The 19,730-nt window shown below is 37.3% G+C and carries 17 protein-coding genes; 9 read left to right on the top strand and 8 right to left on the bottom strand.

What is annotated here, in order from left to right:
• Nucleotides 1-239 precede the first annotated feature (239 nt).
• Both QM491_RS23205 and QM491_RS23200 read right to left on the bottom strand, forming a co-directional pair.
• Nucleotides 240-1,550, bottom strand: coding sequence for a BNR repeat-containing protein (locus QM491_RS23205; protein WP_283329920.1), 1,311 nt, complete (start codon nucleotides 1,548-1,550; stop codon nucleotides 240-242).
• Between the two features lie 61 nt (nucleotides 1,551-1,611).
• Nucleotides 1,612-2,592, bottom strand: coding sequence for a glycoside hydrolase family 43 protein (locus tag QM491_RS23200; protein ID WP_283329918.1), 981 nt, complete (start codon nucleotides 2,590-2,592; stop codon nucleotides 1,612-1,614).
• Nucleotides 2,593-2,872: 280 nt separating this feature from the next.
• Between QM491_RS23200 and QM491_RS23195 the strand changes: the two genes are divergently transcribed.
• Complete coding sequence (locus QM491_RS23195) at nucleotides 2,873-4,879, top strand: carbohydrate-binding domain-containing protein (RefSeq protein ID WP_283329917.1); 2,007 nt, start codon at nucleotides 2,873-2,875, stop codon at nucleotides 4,877-4,879.
• A 203-nt stretch (nucleotides 4,880-5,082) separates the two neighbouring features.
• On the opposite strand, the gene QM491_RS23190 is transcribed toward QM491_RS23195, so the two are convergent.
• The 3 genes from QM491_RS23190 to QM491_RS23180 form a co-directional block, all read right to left on the bottom strand.
• A complete protein-coding gene (locus QM491_RS23190) occupies nucleotides 5,083-5,226 on the bottom strand; it encodes a hypothetical protein (protein WP_283329916.1) in 144 nt (47 codons plus the stop codon).
• Between the two features lie 47 nt (nucleotides 5,227-5,273).
• Nucleotides 5,274-6,479 carry a sterol desaturase family protein gene (locus QM491_RS23185; protein ID WP_283329915.1) on the bottom strand — a complete coding sequence of 402 codons (1,206 nt, stop codon included), beginning with the start codon at nucleotides 6,477-6,479 and terminating at the stop codon, nucleotides 5,274-5,276.
• Between the two features lie 639 nt (nucleotides 6,480-7,118).
• On the bottom strand, nucleotides 7,119-7,769 hold the full coding sequence (locus tag QM491_RS23180) for a redoxin domain-containing protein (protein WP_283329914.1): 651 nt from the start codon (nucleotides 7,767-7,769) through the stop codon (nucleotides 7,119-7,121).
• A 471-nt stretch (nucleotides 7,770-8,240) separates the two neighbouring features.
• Between QM491_RS23180 and QM491_RS23175 the strand changes: the two genes are divergently transcribed.
• From QM491_RS23175 to QM491_RS23140, 8 genes are all read left to right on the top strand, one after another.
• Nucleotides 8,241-8,783 (top strand): hypothetical protein, encoded by a 543-nt coding sequence (locus QM491_RS23175; protein ID WP_283329913.1) that lies wholly within the window; start codon nucleotides 8,241-8,243, stop codon nucleotides 8,781-8,783.
• A gap of 176 nt (nucleotides 8,784-8,959) precedes the next feature.
• Nucleotides 8,960-10,618 carry a UxaA family hydrolase gene (locus QM491_RS23170; protein ID WP_283329912.1) on the top strand — a complete coding sequence of 553 codons (1,659 nt, stop codon included), beginning with the start codon at nucleotides 8,960-8,962 and terminating at the stop codon, nucleotides 10,616-10,618.
• 236 nt (nucleotides 10,619-10,854) lie between these two features.
• A complete protein-coding gene (locus QM491_RS23165) occupies nucleotides 10,855-11,619 on the top strand; it encodes an SDR family NAD(P)-dependent oxidoreductase (protein WP_283329911.1) in 765 nt (254 codons plus the stop codon).
• Nucleotides 11,620-11,795: 176 nt separating this feature from the next.
• Complete coding sequence (locus QM491_RS23160) at nucleotides 11,796-12,464, top strand: SGNH/GDSL hydrolase family protein (RefSeq protein WP_283329910.1); 669 nt, start codon at nucleotides 11,796-11,798, stop codon at nucleotides 12,462-12,464.
• A gap of 54 nt (nucleotides 12,465-12,518) precedes the next feature.
• Complete coding sequence (locus QM491_RS23155) at nucleotides 12,519-13,376, top strand: fumarylacetoacetate hydrolase family protein (RefSeq protein ID WP_283329909.1); 858 nt, start codon at nucleotides 12,519-12,521, stop codon at nucleotides 13,374-13,376.
• A 403-nt stretch (nucleotides 13,377-13,779) separates the two neighbouring features.
• Complete coding sequence (locus tag QM491_RS23150) at nucleotides 13,780-14,607, top strand: amidohydrolase family protein (RefSeq protein WP_283329908.1); 828 nt, start codon at nucleotides 13,780-13,782, stop codon at nucleotides 14,605-14,607.
• 8 nt (nucleotides 14,608-14,615) lie between these two features.
• On the top strand, nucleotides 14,616-15,398 hold the full coding sequence (locus QM491_RS23145; protein ID WP_283329907.1) for an SDR family oxidoreductase: 783 nt from the start codon (nucleotides 14,616-14,618) through the stop codon (nucleotides 15,396-15,398).
• 557 nt (nucleotides 15,399-15,955) lie between these two features.
• On the top strand, nucleotides 15,956-16,858 hold the full coding sequence (locus QM491_RS23140) for a histone deacetylase family protein (protein WP_283329906.1): 903 nt from the start codon (nucleotides 15,956-15,958) through the stop codon (nucleotides 16,856-16,858).
• Here the strand turns inward: QM491_RS23140 and QM491_RS23135 are convergent.
• The 3 genes from QM491_RS23135 to QM491_RS23125 all read right to left on the bottom strand — a co-directional run bounded on the left by QM491_RS23135 (nucleotide 16,855) and on the right by QM491_RS23125 (nucleotide 19,490).
• On the bottom strand, nucleotides 16,855-17,259 hold the full coding sequence (locus QM491_RS23135; RefSeq protein ID WP_283329904.1) for a hypothetical protein: 405 nt from the start codon (nucleotides 17,257-17,259) through the stop codon (nucleotides 16,855-16,857). The genes QM491_RS23140 and QM491_RS23135 overlap by 4 nt on opposite strands.
• A 153-nt stretch (nucleotides 17,260-17,412) precedes the next feature.
• A complete protein-coding gene (locus QM491_RS23130; protein ID WP_283329903.1) occupies nucleotides 17,413-18,633 on the bottom strand; it encodes an alpha/beta hydrolase family protein in 1,221 nt (406 codons plus the stop codon).
• Nucleotides 18,634-18,725: 92 nt separating this feature from the next.
• On the bottom strand, nucleotides 18,726-19,490 hold the full coding sequence (locus QM491_RS23125) for an SDR family NAD(P)-dependent oxidoreductase (RefSeq protein ID WP_283329902.1): 765 nt from the start codon (nucleotides 19,488-19,490) through the stop codon (nucleotides 18,726-18,728).
• Nucleotides 19,491-19,730: the final 240 nt, after the last annotated feature.

Genomic DNA, 19,730 nt, shown 5'->3' with positions numbered 1-19,730 from the left:
AAGATATTTTATTACGAAGTAAAATTACCACTAGAAAGGTAGGGAAACAAGGTGTTTGTTAGAGATTTTGTGGTAATAATCAAATGGAGCTTTTTATTTTATTCGCAATAGGCACTAAGCTTTATGCGGTAGGCTAAAAGTTAAAAAGTATTTCAATTAATAAAATACTTATGCCTATTGCTTACGGCCTAAAGCGTAATGATGCAAATTTATTTTGCATCATTACTTGAAAGGTTTTTCTATAATTTCACCTCAAATACTTGCACTAACTGCGGAGGCGTATTGGTTTTGCCTTCTCCATCAGCTTGTTCTACAGGCTGAACAAATAAATGTAATTGTAGTTTACTTTTCCATAGCTCCGTATCAAAAGACGGTTCCCACGAACCAACATAAGTATTAGTCAAATCTTTCACTTGCCATTTGGTATGATTCAAATCTGTGTTTACCGCTACTGATGCTTTACTACCTCTTTCTTCATCTCTGAAAACTACCATTGCCGACAATTTTCCTTTGGCAGACCACGCTACCAATTGCGGACGGGCAATGGGAATTTTTTTGGTACCCATTCCACTCAAACTAAAGGCTTGCGTTCTAAATCCTAGCGATTGTGTATGCCATTTTCCATCAAAATGAATAAGGTGATATTGTGGTACATTACTTCCTTCAGGTCTGAAATAGGTAGCAATGTATGGATTACCCGCTTGGTCGGCAACCATCGAAGTTTGGTTGATTAACTCGCTATTTTGAGGAATTTTGCAAGCATATTCTGCATTAGAGGTATTGATAGGGAGTTGGTATTTTTCACCTGAAGTTTTCTGCCAAGTTTTTCCACCATCTTTTGAACAAGCATACGCCATATCGTGATTACTGGCTACGTCGGCACTTTCACGCCATACCCAAGAGATATGGATATTGCTTTTGGCATCGACAAAAGCTTGCCAATAAGCACTTCTTTTGCCTTCGCCATCAATCAAATTTTCATGCAACATCGACCATTTACTTGTAGAAATATCATAGCTTTTGACAACAAGATTTCCTTTTCCTGATGCCCCATTTCTGTAAAAGAATAGCAGATTTCCGTTAGGCATTCGGTAAAATTCAGGATAGCTGACACTCTTTTCAGTTTCGCCAGTCATTGAGGTTGGAGAGTCCAATTCTAAGGATAATGGGCTTTTACTTTTGGCATAGTGTAAAGGGTGATTATGATGATCCCAAGCGATATGCAAATAGCCCTTGCCATCGACCATAATGCTAATGCAATTATGGGCATCTGTAACATTTCCTTTCAGGTCGGTGGTTTTGAGCTCCCAATTTTTGCTGCCTAGTTTTCTTTTTCCTAAAACTACATTCCCTGATTCGTTATAATAGGCAATGAATTGGTAGTTTTTGTAGCTAACCAAAGAGTTTTTACGAAAAATTACCGCATTGACCGAATTATTCGCCCAAGCTTTACCGACTGGAATTACCTTTACCGTTTGTGCTTTTAGGCTACCACCAATAAGAAAACTTGATAGCAATAAGCAGAAGAATATTTTTTTTAGTAATGACATTTTTACCCGTTTTATATACATGATTTCAGTGAAAACTGAATTGGTGAACCAGCTTCAAACTTTACTTTATTTTCCATTCATTTTGCCACTGAACCAGAGGAATCCCATTTTCGAAAGAAATAGGAAGCCATAGATAGCGACTGTCTTTCAAGTCTTTTGGTTTCCAGCGATCGGCCATAAAGATATATTGATTTTTCTTTGAATCCACCGTCAATATATAAGTTGATTGTCCATCAAAGGTTTTTTCAGCCATAGTACCTCGCATCGGGTCGCCCTCTAATTTCCACGGACCAAAAATAGAACTTGCCGAATGGAGGGTAGCCGCATTAGGATCCCAACCCGTGCATCCACTGGTGATAAGAAAATATTTACCATCTTTTTTGAAAATCGCAGGAGCTTCGCGGTGTTTGCTAAATAACAAGGTATCTTCTTTGGTAACGTCCAAATAGTCTGCCGTTAGTTTTACTACTCGCAAATCATAATTTTCACGAGAAGAATAAATATGATATGCCGAGCCATCATCGTCGACAAAGAGCGTCATATCTCTCGACATATTGCCGTTGGGTCTGAAGCTTTTTAAATAAGTAAATGGTCCAATGGGATTATCACTGACCGCAATACCCGCACGAGCTGCCTTGTATCCCTGTCGAGGTAGTTCCAAGTGAAACCACATCACATATTTGTTTGTCTTTTCATTGAAAATCACTTTAGGTCTTTCCATTAAGCCCCCAACCGCAATCTCACTGGTCGAGTCCTTTGATTTGGCTAATGCTACACCTTTATTTTCCCAATGAATTAAATCTTTGGAGCTATATACAGACACGCCTTCTGAGGCCGATTTGCCACGAATTTCGCCATACCAATAATAGTTTTTCCCACGTTTCAAGAGACCACCACCATGTGCATTGATTACTTCCTGATTGGTGTCTTGCCAAATAGCACCAGGTTTAACAGTAAGGTCAATACCTTTTTGTTGAACACTTTTACATGCTTGCAAACCTACTGCCACAAGTGCCCCAACTATACAAATCGTTTTTTTCATATTTATTAAAGGTTTTACAACAACAAAAGTAAAAAGTACAATTTCGAGAGATAGGGGAGAGATTCGCCAATTATGGGGGAATATTGCAATAAACAGGGATTTAGTCGACAAAAAATGCCTTTGCTTAGACTCATTCTAAAAAAACGCAAAAATGAAGTAACGTTCAGTTAAAAAATAGGGTCTTTGAGGGTGTAGAGGTTTTTACCAATAAAAATCGGTCTGAAAATAATCAAATCTAAACAAACCATTGTCCGAAACGAAACACCAATACAGAGAGATTATGAATAATAAACACTTAAAATTGGCAGTAAAACTATTTTCTGCGTTACTTCTCAGCCTTTCATTTGTAGCCTGTAACACCACTGAAGATGTTACCGACGCTACAGTTAATGTAGCCGATATTGAAACTTATACCAAGGATACGACCATCGCCAATGCGGTTCATATTGACTACGATGGTACCACTCCAACCATTACCAACAATATTGCTAGTGGTGTAGATGTCTCTGTAACAAATGGTGATGTCGTAGTAAAATCAACCAATAATAGTACGCCAATCAGCTATGTTATTTCTGGGCAAAGTACAAATGCGAGTCTTAAAATTTATAGCGATGCCGCCTTTAATTTAGTGCTCAATGGGACAAGTTTGGTCAATTCCGATGGCCCTGCGATTAATATCCAGTCTAGTAAAAAAGCTACAGTTACCTTGGTTGGAGGCACGATGAATCGTCTAATCGATGGAGCTAATTATGCCACAAGTACCGAAGATCAAAAAGGAACTTTCTTTAGTGAAGGTCAGCTTGATATTACTGGTGCAGGAAGTATCTTGATTTATGCGAGTTACAAACATGCTATTGTGAGTGATGGTAATATAAACATTCAAGGAGGAACTATTTCGGTTACACAAGCCGCTGCCGATGCAATTCATGCTTACAGTAATTTTCAAATGACGGGAGGAAATTTAACATTGGTTTCGACTGAAAGTGGTGTCGAAGTCGAAGCAGGATATGTTAACATTTCGGGAGGAGCGATGGGTATTACAGCCAGTAGCGATGGCATTACGACGAGTTATACGGGCACAGATACCAGTATTTTGCCTTATGTACAAATCAGTGGAGGTACACTTACTGTAAATGCTTCTGGCGAAAAAGTGAAGGCTATTAATAGCAATAGTTATCTAAATATGAATTCATCCACTGCGACTGTTGCTCTATATACTTCGGGGAATGGTTGTAAAGGAATAAAAACAAGTGGTGACTTGACACTAACCGCTGGCAAACTTACAATTTTGACAGGAGGGGCTTCTTATTATAATACGACAGATAAAGCAACAGTTTCGTCTTCAGGGATTAGTTGCGGAGGAAATTTGGCTATTCAAGATGGAACGATTTCAATTAGCAATACTGGAGTTGGTGGTAAAGGAATCATAGTTGATGGAGCTTCGACAGTTGCTGGTGGAACTATTACTCTCACTACTTCTGGGTCTATTTATACCTATAGCACGACTGAAACAACCGATGCCAAAGCATTTGTTGGAACAGGTTCAATCGCTATTAATGGAGGCTATTTAACAATCTCCTCTTCAAATGATGCAATTAAATCAGCGGCTTCGATTACGGTAAATGGCGGTTCGGTAGATATTACCACTTCTGTAGATGGTCTTTCGGCTCCTAAAGTGACCATTAATGCAGGATATATTTCAGTGATTTCTACAGATGATAGCATCTACACTAGTACTACAACTGATGGTACTTCTAACGATGGCAGTTTGCTAACCATCACGGGCGGGACAGTAATTGTGAGTTCTTCTGGAGGCGAATGTATTGATAGTAATGGTAGCATTGCTCAATCTGGTGGAACGGTAATTGTCCAAGGCACCACCTTATCTACGACAGTGGCTTTTGATTATAACGGTACATTTAACATTACTGGTGGAGTATTTATCGCTGGTGGACCAAACAATACCGCTGTAGCAAAAGCAACGAGTGCTGGTTCTACTCAACCAACCGTATTTTTGAAATTTACAGTCGGATATGCAGGAGGAAATCCATTCTCATTGATTGATGCAAGTGGAAATCCTTTGTTTACGTTTATACCAACTCGTGCTGCGTATTATTTTGTCTATTCTTCTCCTACCTTAAAAAATGGAACATCGTATAATGTTTTCTCAGGTGGTGAAAATGGAGGTACAAATATCGGTGGCTATTACAATGGTGGAACTTTCAACGGAGGTATTTCGAGAGGCACAGTAACTATTTCAGGACAACTCACTACTGCTAGTCTGTAAGGATTTTAAGCACCTTAATATTAGAGATGCTATGCTTTGCGTCTAAAACTGTATCAAAAAAAGCGGTCGAAAGCTAATTTCGACCTCTTTTTTTGATGACAAATTCAAACATAATATATTTTTAAAGGTAAGACAATGCGTTTCCATTGATAAGACTTAGAGTAAAAAATCACTCATTCACTCAATCTTAATTCACTCAATTTCTAAGCCCCAAAATAATGATTTCCAAGAATGATAAGTAGACCTGCATATACTACAATGACAATTGCCCACATTAAGGAAGATTCCAAATAACGAAGTGTCTTGTCAAAAGAGAATTCTTTGCGTAATGATAAAATATATTCCATGACAATAATGAAGTTTACAATGTGAGAAAAAGATTTGTCACTCAAGCTTATCCGAAGATAAGCTTGAAGTATTGGTTTTTAAGGGTTTTGGCAAAAGCAACGATAACCAATCCAATGATAGCTATGGCATAAAATATTTCGGTGGTTGGGTAATTCAATTGAATAAGCACACCGACAATAAAAAGGCGAATAGCTTCCAAATAGATAATCCAACGTTTTTGCTCTAATAGTGCCCCACAGTTAATCAACGATATTAAGATGAAAAAAGCCCAGAGTATTTGTGAGGTAAGACTAATACTATCTAGAAAATAAATGATGACAAACAGCCCAATGAGCAACGAAATCATTTGAACAACCACATAAGTATAAACACGTTTACTGTTATGGTCTTCATTAAACTGAATAATAAATCGTTTCTCTAATTCTTCACGAATGCGAGGGTCTAGTGTCTCGGGTTTTCCAAAAATAATCTTCAATCTTTCTTTGAAGGTTTTGGCGTGCTTAAAAGCGTATGCCAACTCAATCATATAATGAAAATGTTGCCAGAGAAAACTATAACTTTTGAGCGGTTTGGTCAATCCATAAACAGGCTCTTCAGTTTCTTCAGCAAAAGTACCAAATAGCTTATCCCAAAAGATAAACATATCGCTGTAGTTTTTATCTAAATACTGCTCGTTGCTAGCATGATGCACACGATGGTGTGAAGGTGTTACGAAAATATACTCCAAAAATCCTAGCTTCCCAACAGTGCGCGTGTGCGTAAAAAATGGATAAATCCCATGTATCAAAAGTACAATGCTAATCATATCTGCATTGAAACCTATAATTGGTAGGATAGACCAGAAAAATGTTCTTGCAATAGCCTGAAAAATCGTAATACGAGCCGAAACCGTAAAATTGAATTCCTCACTTTGGTGATGTACAATATGCACACTCCATAAAATATTTACCTCATGACCTAATCTGTGGTACCAGTACCACAACAAATCTGTTAGCAGGAGCAGGGCAATCCAAGCAAAAACGCCTGATTTAATATCAAAAAAACCAAGATTTTTTTGCAGGTAATCATAGTAAAAGTAGAATAAGCCAATGCTGAAGCAGTCAATCAGACGCTCGGCAATACCTACATTTAAGTTTGCGATGGTATCCTTGAATTTATAAAATTTCTTTCCTTGAACCTTCGAAAGAAAATATTCAAGCCCCATGAAAACTAAAAATAGTGGAATAGCAAATGCCAAATATTTAGTGTGCATAGGTTTTATCAATGAGTTATGAGTTTGGCGTGATAATAAATTGGCTGATATGAGGTTTTCAGAATCAGCAATTAAGTACTAATGAATTCTTGTGATATATCTGAAAATCAATGTATTGACTTTGGTTGAGATACAAAAGACTCTTCCATTGGGCTGCCAGCTAGGGCAATGCCCAATGCCGAGTACAATTCTCCAAAAACAATCTCAATGATTTCACTATAGTTAGGCGGTGGCACTCAAGAAGTATGAAACCACCCATTCTTTGCTTGAAATGCCACCAGCAATTCTTTGTACACGTTGAATGTCTTGGATCACCAACCAATTTTTTCACTTAATAATACTACCTAACAATCAGGTAACCCCCAATAATATACGCTAAATCCAATTAATACAATAATGATGATTACTACTATAGATAATAAGAATCGGATGCCTAATTCAGATTTGTCTAAAAAATCATCAGTTATGGACTCTGTTGATTTATTCATTTTAATCTATAGTTTTTATATACTAATAGGTTAAAAAAAATGAATTTTAGTTTGTTAATAAATAGTAGTTCACAACGAAGAGTTGTGAAGAATGATTCTTAGCATGCGTTGCTGATATACAAACTTTAAGTTTGAAATATGTAAAACCAGTCTATGCCGCCAACTCTTGACGAATCACAACAGGAATATTTTTATTAGCCCCAAAAACGGCAGCTAACATTTCGGTAGGTTGAAACGGTTTGTCAAAATTGAGATCAACAGCCGAATAAACAACCTTTTCTTGTGTATTGATAACAATGGTAGCAGGCAAAGGAACATCTTCTGAAATACCTGAAACATAGTCCCAAACAGGATATTGTTTATTGAATAGTCCTAAACTTTGAGCTATTTTTTGCTCAGGGTCTGCCAATAAGTTGAAGCCAATGTTAAAATGTCTTTGAAAGTCTCTAACTTCTTCAGCTTTGGCATTTACAATGACTAAGAGGTTACCACCAATGGCCAAAATTTCGTGATATACTTGTTGTAATTTTTCAAAATGTTGGATACCATATTCGTTCCATCCAGATGATAAGAAGCTAATTACTAATGGCTTGCGACCAACCAGCTTTTTGAGTTGTACAGGATTTTGATGTATGAAAGTATATGGTAAATTTTGAGCGACCAAATTTTTATAGTCAAACTCTATTTGATTGATTCTCTTTCCTAATTCAATATTAATAGCAGGTCTAGCAGTTCTTTTGCCTACATATACAGGAAGCGTAGCGTCCCAGTTCAATTCATATCTTTTTTGCGTAGCTAACATATTCTATCTAGGTCTTTATATTGTTATGAGTTGTTATGTCTTGTTTGATGATACAAAGGTATATGATATAAACTATATATCCTATAAACTTTATAGATTAATTGAATTTTAGTTTACAAATGAATAATAAATGATTCTAATTTAATAAAATTGGGTATAAGTGTAATTTATGTGTTTTGACGGTTAGTGAGAATTAGTGTTGAAAGTATGGGTTAAACCTAGTAAAGGTTATTGTTAGAATTCAAAAAGCTATCTAACAATATGTCTTATCCGTCATTTTTATACACTGAATGTATAAAGTCTATTTTCAATAATAATTATTTGATATTGTATTGAATAATTTATAATTATTTATATGTTGAAAAACCATTAAAACTGTACTTTATCGTAGATTATTGATTGTAATTGTGTATTTTTGTGGCTATTTCAATAATTGCTTTATCAAAATTTATAAATCATCTACAGAAGTTCATGAATAAATTTTTACTAACAATAGCTATTGCTATTACCTTCGCATTTTCTGCAAATGCACAATCAGAATCCTATGTACCGTTCAGAGTTCATATTTCTCCTTTCACCTATGTGATTCCAAATTATACTAAAGGTTACGGTGCTGGTGCAGGTATCTCTATTGAACCCGCCTATGCCATAAACGATAATTTTGTAGCTGGATTAAAATTAGAGGCTGCTCTATTCGGATCAGGAACAGAAACCTCTTCTTCTATTGGTGCTGTTGGCTCTTATGTTCTAACGGGTGATTATTACCTTGGTGAAGGCAAAAGTAGATTTTTCGGCGGTCTTGGTGTAGGTCTTTTTTCTGGAGCTACGGCCTCGATATATGATAATGGGTCGACTACGGCTGAGGCCGCAGGTGGTTCAGGCTTTGGATTCGTTCCTCGTTTGGGGATTCAGTTGAGCCATTTCCGTTTGGCTGCTGAATACAATTTAGCACCTAAAAATATGTCATACTTGGGTATAAAAGCTGCCATCACCATTGGCGGTGGTATGTACTAAAATATAATAAATTTCACAAACACATTTAGATAAAGCAATTTTGAAGAGGAACCCACTCAGGTTCCTCTTTTTTGCGTAAAGATAGAAGCATTATATTTTGCAAAAATTGCAAAACTCAAAGAGTATTTTTTCAAACTTACCCCTTCTTCTAACAGATAACAAAAGAAAGATACACTGTGAAAAGAACATTTTTACAAATAAATCCAACGGACAATGTGTTGGTGGCTCTTTGTGATTTGAAAAAGGGTGAAGAAGTGGTTTTCAAAGGGAAAACAATCATTTTACAAGATGATATCGCTGCCAAACATAAGTTTACTATCGATGATTTAAAGCAAGGTGAGGAGGTAACTATGTATGGTGTATTGGTGGGCAAAGCCCAAATGCCTATACCTTCTGGTGGTCTTATTCACACCTTTAATTTGAAACATGCTTCCGAACCTTTTCAAGGGAAATTAAAGGACTACACTTGGCAAGCTCCCGATGTTTCGGCCTGGACAAATCGTACTTTTATGGGTTACCATCGTGCTGATGGACAAGTGGGTACGCAAAATTATTGGTTGGTGATTCCACTGGTATTTTGCGAAAACCGCAATGTGAATATCATGAAACAGGCTTTCTTGAAAGCGCTTGGATATGCTCAACCAGATTTGTACCTCGACCAAGTAGGTTCGTTACTCGATGCTTATCAGTCTGGTGCTGATATAGATTCTCTAAAAACTTTTCAGTTTCAGCAAAAGAAAACAGATTATCGTCAAAATCGTGTATTCAAGAACGTTGATGGTATTAAGTTCTTGACGCATGAAAGTGGTTGTGGCGAAAATCGTGAAGATTCTGAAAACCTTTGCAATCTCCTTGCAGGCTATTGTGTCAATCCCAATGTAGCGGGTATTACTGTGTTGAGTTTGGGATGTCAACATTCTCAAGTAAGCATTTTGCAAGAAGCTATTCATAAAATTTCTCCTAATTTCGATAAGCCTCTATATATTCTTGAACAACAACAAGATTTGGGTTCGGGTGAGTCACAAATGTTGGCCGAAGCCATTCGTCAAACATTTGTAGGAATGATTCAAATCAATGAAATCGAAAGACAGCCTGCCCCTTTGAGCAAGTTAAGAGTTGGTGTAAAATGCGGAGGTTCGGATGGTTTTTCAGGTATATCCGCCAATCCAGCTATTGGTCATACCGCTGATTTATTGGTGGCGCTTGGTGCCAACGTGATGATTGCAGAGTTTCCAGAGCTTTGTGGCGTTGAGCAAGAACTGCAAAACCGTGCAGTAAGTACAGAGGTGGCAGATAACTTTGGATATTTAATGAAAGAATATGCTCGTCGTGCTGAGGCCGTTGGTGCAGGATTTGATATGAACCCTTCGCCAGGTAATATCAAAGATGGTTTGATTACCGATGCAATCAAGTCGGCAGGTGCGGCCAAAAAAGCGGGTTCATCGCCAGTAGTGGATGCTTTAGGATATGGACAATATTCGAAAAAGGCGGGCTTGAATTTGGTTTGTACCCCTGGTAACGACGTGTTGGCAACCTCTGGCATGGCTGGCGCAGGTGCTACAATCCAGTTGTTTACCACTGGTTTGGGTACGCCAACAGGTAATCCTATTTGTCCAATGGTAAAACTTTCTACCAATACAAAATTGGCACAAAAATTACCAGAAATCATAGATATTGATTGCGGACCAATTATCGAAGGCGAAAAATCAGTAGAAGAAATGGGCGAGATGGTTTTAGAATATATTATCGGCTTGGCTTCTGGTGAGTACCAAACAAAGGCAATGGAGTTAGGGCAAGATGACTTTATGTTCTGGCGAAGAGGAGTGAGCCTTTAAGTAGCAATGATGAATGGTGAGTGGTGAACTATTTGTGATTTCGGATTTCTGATTTCGGAAATAACTCAGAATAAGTAAGTGGGCAAAATAAAATTCAACTTTTGGGCTTTCGGCTTTCAACTAAGGGCTTTCAGCAAAAAAAACATGGAGTCAAGGAGGCTTATTTGCCTAATGCAATTTTTAAGAAATAAAACAATCCATTGGCGATTTTAAGCAGCCAAATAAATATACATCTTATGTTTAGTTTATCAGGAAAAGTAGCAGTAGTCACAGGTGGTGGAAGTGGCATTGGTAAGGCCATTGCGGTATTGTTTGGAAAACAAGGAGCAGTGGTACATATTTTAGAGCTAAATGCCTCTGCTGGAGAATCTTCAGTAGCTGAAATAATTGAAGCTGGTGGACAAGCCCAAGTACATGCTTGTGACGTAAGTAATCAAGCTCAAGTAAGCAAAGTGATTCAACATATTGGCAAGGTAGACGTACTTGTCAACAATGCTGGTATTGCTCATGTAGGTTCATTAGAAAACTGTGATGCCGATGCTTTTGATCGAGTATATAACGTCAATGTAAAAGGAGTTTATAACGCGCTTTATGCGGTAGTTCCAGTCATGAAAGCAAATGGTGGAGGTGTTATATTAAACATGGCTTCTATCGCATCATCGATTGGTTTGCCAGACCGTTTTGCTTATTCTATGTCAAAAGGTGCTGTATTAACTATGACACTTTCAGTGGCAAAAGACTATATCAAAGATAATATTCGTTGTAACTGTATCTCGCCTGCACGTGTGCATACACCATTTGTGGATGGTTTTATCGCGAAAAACTACCCTGGTCGTGAGGAAGAAATGTTTGCTAAACTTTCGGCAACGCAGCCAATCGGTCGTATGGCAAAACCAGAAGAAGTAGCCGCACTCGCATTATATTTATGTTCTGATGAAGCTTCTTTTATCACTGGTACAGACTATCCAATTGATGGTGGATTTATTCGTTTGAATAACTAATTGTGAACCTTCTTGCTTAAGGCTATATGCCCTAAGCTGAAAGCTTAAAAGTATTTTGAGGAAATAATAAGAATATTTTTGCCGAAAGCCAACAGCCGATTGCTGAAAGTCTAATAATAGAATTTCTTTTTGACAGAACACTATAAATCAATTATTCATAAATTATCTCAATTCCTATGCGTAAATCAATTTTTGCCATTCTATCGTTGCTTTTGTTAGCTTCATTTGTAGCGGACAAACCTAAAAAAGTAATCTTCTTTGGCGACTCTATTACTCAGGCTGGTGTAAAACCTAATGGCTATATTACTCGTATTGGAGAGATGTTAGCTAGTAAAAATCTTGCTTCAAACTACGAACTAATTGGTGCAGGTATTGGCGGAAACAAAGTATATGACCTTTATCTGCGACTTGAGTCTGACGTTCTTGAGAAAAAGCCTGATGTTGTTTTTATTTATGTAGGTGTCAACGACGTTTGGCATAAAACTACTTCTGGTACTGGTACCGACCCCGACAAATTTGTGAAATTTTATCAGGCATTAGTGGATAAAATTAAAGCAAATGGCGCTAAAGTGGTTTTGTGTACGCCAGCAGTTATTGGCGAGAAAAATGATTTTAGTAACCCACAAGATGGTGACATGAATCATTATTCAACCTTGATTCGCAAATTGGCTGAGAAAAATAATTTGCCTTTGGTTGACTTAAGAAAAGCATTTTTGGCGTACGATTTGGCTAATAATCCTACAAATAAGGATGCAGGTATTTTGACAACCGATCGTGTTCACTTAAATGATTTAGGAAATACCAACGTGGCAGAATTGATGTTGGCTGAACTTTTAAAATTGTAATCAGAACTTTTAATTAAATATTTCAACTAATAATTAGTTGGAAAAAGTAAAATTATGAAACTAATAAGATTTGGTGAATTTGGTAAAGAAAAACCAGGTGTAATTATTGAGGGAAAACGTTATGATGCCTCTGGTTTTGGAGAAGATTATAACGAACAGTTTTTTGAAAATGATGGTTTAAATCGCTTAGCTACGTGGATTGAATCTAATCAGGGTACTTTGGCAGAAGTAGCAGAAGATGTGCGTTTGGGTTCATGTGTGGCTCGCCCGTCAAAAATTGTTTGTATTGGATTGAACTTTGCAGACCATGCACGTGAAACTGGCGCTGCAATTCCTCAAGAACCTATCATTTTCTTTAAATCAACAACTGCTTTATCAGGACCAAACGACGATATTATTATTCCTCGTAATTCTGTAAAGACAGACTGGGAAGTCGAATTAGCTTTTGTTATAGGCAAAAAAGCACAATATGTTGACGAATCAGAGGCATTAGATTATGTAGCAGGATATTGCTTACACAACGATGTTTCTGAAAGAGAATTTCAAATCGAAAGAGGAGGTAACTGGTCAAAAGGTAAAGGATGTGACACCTTCGCACCAATGGGGCCATTCCTTGCTACACAAGACGAAATCGAAGATGTTAATAATTTGAAAATGTGGTTGACTGTGAATGGAAAGACTTTCCAAAATAGTAACACTGACCAATTGATTTTCAAAATCCCTACATTGGTTTCTTACCTAAGTCAATTTATGACCTTATTACCAGGTGATATTATTTCAACAGGAACACCTCCAGGGGTTGGTTTGGGCTTTAACCCACCAATTTACTTGAAAGAAGGCGACGTAGTGGAATTAGGTATCGAAAACTTAGGTTCTTCAAAACAAGTTGCGAAAAACTGGTCTAGAAATTAATCTGCTTAGAGTATAATTGAAGGTTTTGACCGAGTAAGCAATGGTATTTCGCTAAAAGGTTTGTCCAAATTCACTTACGCTTGTATATTCAGTTTTGAAATGTTTCTTAAATAAATGCTTTAGGCTATAAGCCGTAGGCATTAGGCAAAAAATGTATTAATAATTTCGTAGGAAATCCTTTCAGCATAATGCCTATTACGAGTAAAATTAATCATATATCTACAGTCCATATTGATAGTATCCTTCTGATTATGAGGATATTCTGGTAACAGATATATGATTAACTAATAACTTCTTTTTACTTACTTGAAACATTTCAAAACAAAATATGGTCTCTTAGAATAACTAAGGTGCTTTTTAGTGAAAATGAACTATAATCATCCTTCAATTAGCTGACAACATTATGAAAATTGATTCGCATCAACATTTTTGGCAATACGACCCTTCTAAACACGAATGGATAAATGATGAAATGAAGAAAATTCGTAAAGATTTTCTTTCAGAAGATTTAGCTCCTATTCTCAAACAAAGCGGTATAGATGGCTGTGTAGCTGTACAAGCTGACCAGTCAGAAGCTGAGACCGATTTTTTGATTGAGCTTGCTTCTAAAAATGACTTTATCAAAGGTGTAGTTGGTTGGGTAGACCTTATGGCCGATGATGTGTACGACCGCTTAGAATATTATTCAGAATTTAAAATCGTTAAAGGTTTTCGACACGTTGTTCAAGGTGAACTTGATCCAGAATTTATGCTTCGTCCTAAATTCAAGGCTGGTATTACTGAACTTGGTGCTTATGATTTCACCTACGATATTCTGATTTATCATTACCAACTCGACCAAGCTATTCGTTTTGTAAAGTTTTTTCCTGAACAAAAATTTGTACTTGACCATATTGCCAAACCTGACATTAAAAGTGGAGAGTATGGCACATGGCAAACCGACATCAAAAAGTTGGCTTTACACCAAAATGTGTATTGTAAACTTTCAGGAATAATTACCGAAGGTGAATGGGAGGGCTGGAAACCTGCTGATTTTAAAGTGTATTTAGAAACCGTACTCAAAGCTTTTGGACCCGAACGACTGATGTTCGGCTCAGATTGGCCAGTATGTTTAGTCGCAGGTCAATACGAAGAAGTATTGGGAATTGTGACAGATTTTATTGGTAATTTGACTCCATTAGAGCAAAAGAAAATTATGGGTGGTACGGCTCAAAAATTCTATAATCTCTAAATTTCCAAATGAACTTAGGACTTAAAGAAAAAGTCATCATTGTAACTGGTGGTGCAAAAGGTATAGGCGAAGGTATCTCAACGTCTTTAGCTGCTGAAGGAGCTTTTGTAGCTATTGTTGGTCGCAACGAACAAGATAACCTTCGTACAGTAGAGGCGATTCAAGCCGCAGGTGGTCAGGCATGGTCATTTGTAGCAGAATTAAGCGAGCCTGCCGAGTGTGAGAAAGCGATTAAGGAAATTGCTACAACTTTTGGTCGCATCGACGGACTTGTCAATAATGCTGGTGTAAATGACGGTGTTGGCTTGGAAAGTGGTAATTATGAGCGTTTTATCCAATCACTTCACTCCAATCTGATTCATTATTATTTGATGGCACATCATGCGTTGCCATACTTAAAGGAATCAAAAGGAGCTATTGTAAATGTGACTTCCAAAACTGCCGAAACTGGTCAGGGAGGAACTTCAGCTTATGCGGCTTCAAACGGTGGACGCAATGCTTTGACCCGTGAATGGGCGGTAGAATTATTGCCATTTGGTATCCGTGTCAACGCTTTAGTGGTAGCGGAATGTTATACGCCATTGTACGATAGATGGATCAAATCATTGCCAAATCCAGAAGAAACTTTATCAAAAATTACGGATAAAATTCCATTGGGCAAAAGAATGACCAGTTCTCAAGAAATTGCGGATATGGTCGCATTTTTATTATCAAAACGCTCAAGTCATACCACAGGACAACTCATCCATGTTGATGGAGGATACGTTCATTTGGATAGAGCTTTGATATAGCTTAATTAAATTGCCTTTAGGCTGTAAGCAGTAGGCATTAAGCAAAAAATATAAAAGTGATTTGATTAAAAACACTTTTATATTTTCAGCATATTGCATACAGCTTAATGCCTATGGCGGGTAAAATTAATTTCATTTTGCCTACTAACTTAAGCTCTCCTCAGTTTTAGAATCAAGAAAAGGCGTTCGAAATTTATTTTCGAGCGCCTTTTCTCATAGCGGGCGACTTAAGCCGCCCGCTAGAGGAAACTAGCTGAAGTTGGAAACTTTTAATGAAACAGCTTGTTTATTTTATGTTCGTAATGCTTAAAATATTGAGTTAAGTGACAGGAAAGATTAAATTAATACTATATCTCTGATTACTGGACAATATTGAAGTTCCTAGTTCAAGACTTAGTCTTGGACTTACTTTTTAAACAGTTTAAAACTATTTTCATAAAATTCAGTGGCGAAGTCCAAATGTCTGAATGTCTCTTACTCGTTTTGTCCAGTAATCATCCTTCTGATTGTGAGCAATAACTGATATACTATTAACGAATAAATTTTTAAAATTTGTAATGTTAAAAATCGCCCATTCTCCTATTTATCAACTTCCCTTGCCTGAAGGTCATCGCTTCCCGATGCTCAAATATGAGCTAATTCCTGAACAACTTTTATACGAAGGAACTTGTGTGGCTGAGAACTTTTTCGAGCCCCAACCAGCACAAGAAAAATATATTCTGAAAGCTCATAAACAAAGCTATTGGGATTCACTAAGAAGGTTGACGATTGATGCCAAAATGGTGCGAAGAATCGGACTTCCTCTGTCGGAGCAACTCATTTTACGCGAAACAATTATTACGCAAGGAACGATTGATTGTACAAACTTTGCTTTTGAAAATGGAGTTGCGATGAACGTTGCAGGAGGGACACATCACGCCTATTCAGACAAAGGAGAAGGTTTTTGTCTGCTCAATGATGTGGCGGTCGCTAGTTATTTTTTGATGTCTGAGAAAAGTATTTCGAAGATATTAGTGATAGATTTGGACGTACACCAAGGGAATGGCACTGCCGAAATTTTTGCCAATGAACCAAGGGTATTTACATTTTCGATGCACGGAAAAGAAAATTATCCATTGCATAAAGAAATCTCTGATTTGGATATAGAGTTACCAACCTACACAACTGACGATACCTATTTGAATTTACTGTATGATACCTTGCCAAGATTGATTCAACAAGTGCAACCTCAGTTTTTATTTTACATTTCGGGGGTGGATATTTTGGCTACCGACAAGCTAGGGAAACTGTCTGTTAGCATGGAAGCTTGTAAGCGTCGAGATGAGTTTGTTTTTGAACAGGCGCAAAAAGCAGGACTACCAATAGTTGTATCGATGGGAGGAGGATATTCACCTAAGATTACAGACATTGTCGAAGCGCACTGCAATACCTACAGACTGGCTCAAAAAATGTATTTCTAGAAAATATCTATATCTGCTGTAGTATTAGGTTTGTGTATTTTCTTTTTCTCAAAAACTACAGCTTTCTTGATTTTACACTCCATTTTTCCAGTTTGTACTTGTAGATTGTACTCGAAAAATTCAATAGCACGCTGAACTTTTTTATGATTCAGTGTTAAGAAATAGGGCTGACGACCATTTTTTTGAACTAATCTTACATCTAATTTGTAGATAGTTCCTTCAGGAAATTGCGATATTACATGGTTAGTACATCCTATTGTTAGGTCCGCAGGAATCAACTGACCGTCTATGGTTTTAAGACGGTAACGATGTAATCTTCTATCAAAATATGCCTTGGCAAAAACATCCAAAAAGACCTTCTTTTCCAAACCAGGCATTTCTGAGACCAATGAAAGCTGCATAATTCGTAAAAATCTAAATATTTGACCTAACAGGCAAAGGTAAGATTTATTTTACAATTATTTAATAAAACGGCTTTAAAAGCTATTATTGATGGTTTTAAATCTAGGATATACGTGTAATATAAAAGAAAAACCTCCCGAAGGAGGTTCTGATTATTTTTTACTAGTAAAGAAAGTTAGTGTCCCTAAAAGATAGTTTGGTAAGGTTGTAAAGTGATCTGTGCCTTGAACTGTGATAAGCGTGACATCAGCTGCTCCTTTTGCTTTCATTGCCGCCACAGCCGTCTCCGAATTGAAATAAAACACATGTTGGTCAGCAGTACCATGATACAATTGAGTAGAGGTTTTAGGTTTCCAATCAAAAATATCGTTGTCTTTTACACCAGCAATATATTGTGTGTCGGTACCGTTATTGATGCCATTTCTGAAAGTATCGGCATAAGCCAAATTGATGCTTACAGGAATAGATGCTTGTGGTCCTTTACTGGCAACATCTGCTGCATACGGCGCATTGAAGTAATAGGAAGCTGGGCGATTTAAACCATAAATAGAATTATAAGCCATCGTCACCCAAATATATAAAGAATTGTATTGAGCTATACCATGCGTTTTTTGATTGATGATATAGTTCATAAATGCAGTTTTGTTATATGCACCTGCACCACAAGATGATGCCACCAAATTGAACTCATTGGTGTATTGTTCTTCCATTTTCTTTTGCAATGCCATTGTCGCAAATCCACCTTCCGAATACCCTGTTATCATAACTTTCTGACTCCATGCTGCTTTTTCTTGAGCAATAAGTTCTTTGGCTGCACGAAGCATATCCAAACTAGCTTGTGCCAATGTTTCTCGGTGCTCATAAGGGTGATCTAGATTAGCACTAGCACCATAACCGATGTAGTCGGGGCAAGCAATAATAAAGCCATTTGATGCTACGATTGATGCCAATTGATATGCTTCACTGGCAGTTCCATACAACGATGGTGCATCATTTTTGTCGGCAATAGTACCATGTTGTTGACTAATCAGTGGAACACTTTCAGTAGTTTTAGGAAAAATCACTAAGCCTGAAGCTTGAATAGCCTTGCCATCAACACCTTTGGTATTATAAACCACTTTGATAACCTTGATTGGATTTTTGATAAGACCTTTTACCACTCCAATCACCAAAGCATTGTCTGACCCTAATGCTGCGCCGTCTACTCTTGCACTTAATTGGGCAGTGGTAAACTCACCGACTACAGTTGAGGTAACCAAATATTGGTTGCTAGGAGTGGGGTCGTTGTTGGAACTACTACATCCCCAAAGCAAGCTGATGCTTAGGAGTAGTAACAATAAGTAGGATTTTGAAGTAAAAAGTTTTTGCTTCATAAATTTCAGCGAGAGTTTTATTGTTAGGGACTAAACTGGAAAAACTAATGGGTTATTACCGATAACGGAAATTACTGCAATTTATTGACAAATTAATAAGGAGATACGCCAACAGCAGTCCAACCGCCGTCAACGACCAAACTTTGTCCAGTTATGTGTCTGGCTTTCGGAGAAAGTAAGAAGAGCATAGCCTCTGCAATATCCTGTACGGTGGCAGGTTTTCCCATAGGTGTAATGCGTGACCATGTCGATAAATAATCTTTATCTTCTAAGGTTCTTTCTGTTAAAGTAGCGCCAGGAGCTACCGTATTGATGTTGATACCAAGAGGAGACAAGTCTATGACGAGATTTTTGGCTAATTGTTCAATAGCGGCTTTTGTCATGCCATAAGCAGCCAAAAATGGATGCGCCTGATGCCCTGTTACTGAAGAGGTAAGAACAATACTTCCTCCAGTACGTTGTTCTTTCATCACTTTTGTAGCCTCTTGTACCAGAAAAAAACTCCCAAATAAATTTACGTCCAAAAGCTGTTTGAGAGAAGCTGGTTGGTATTCGAAAAAATCACCAAACGTGGTAATGCCTGCATTAGCAACTACCAAATCTATTTTCCCAAAATAATAGACAGCCTTTTGAACCAAACCTTTTATAATTTCCAGGTCTGCGCTATTACCTATGACAATTTCACAGTTGCCACCTGAGTCTAGGATGGCTTTTTGAGCATTCTTGGCTGCGTTTTCGTCCATATCATTTAACACAATATTGACTCCACGGATAGCTAACAAGCGTGCAACTTCAAACCCTATACCGATACCAGCACCAGTCAAAATGGCGGTTTGTCCAAGAAATGTTTTTGTCATAGTTAAATGGTAAGTAAAAGGAAGTTATTAGTTAACAGTATATCAGTTATCAGAATAAACACATAATCAGAAAGATACTATTACTATGTGCCGCAGATATATTATCAATTTAATCTTTCTTATTAAACTTTATCACGGTTTATTATTTATTGTTCTGAAAGTAACTCTAAGATTATGTAATCCAACAGCAATATCCATGATTCGATCTAGGATTTGACTGGTTCTTAGGCGTATTTTCTC

Origin of the sequence: Flectobacillus longus, assembly GCF_030056705.1 — a bacterium.
Lineage (GTDB): Bacteria > Bacteroidota > Bacteroidia > Cytophagales > Spirosomataceae > Flectobacillus > Flectobacillus longus.
This window is presented reverse-complemented; position numbering and strand designations above follow the sequence as displayed.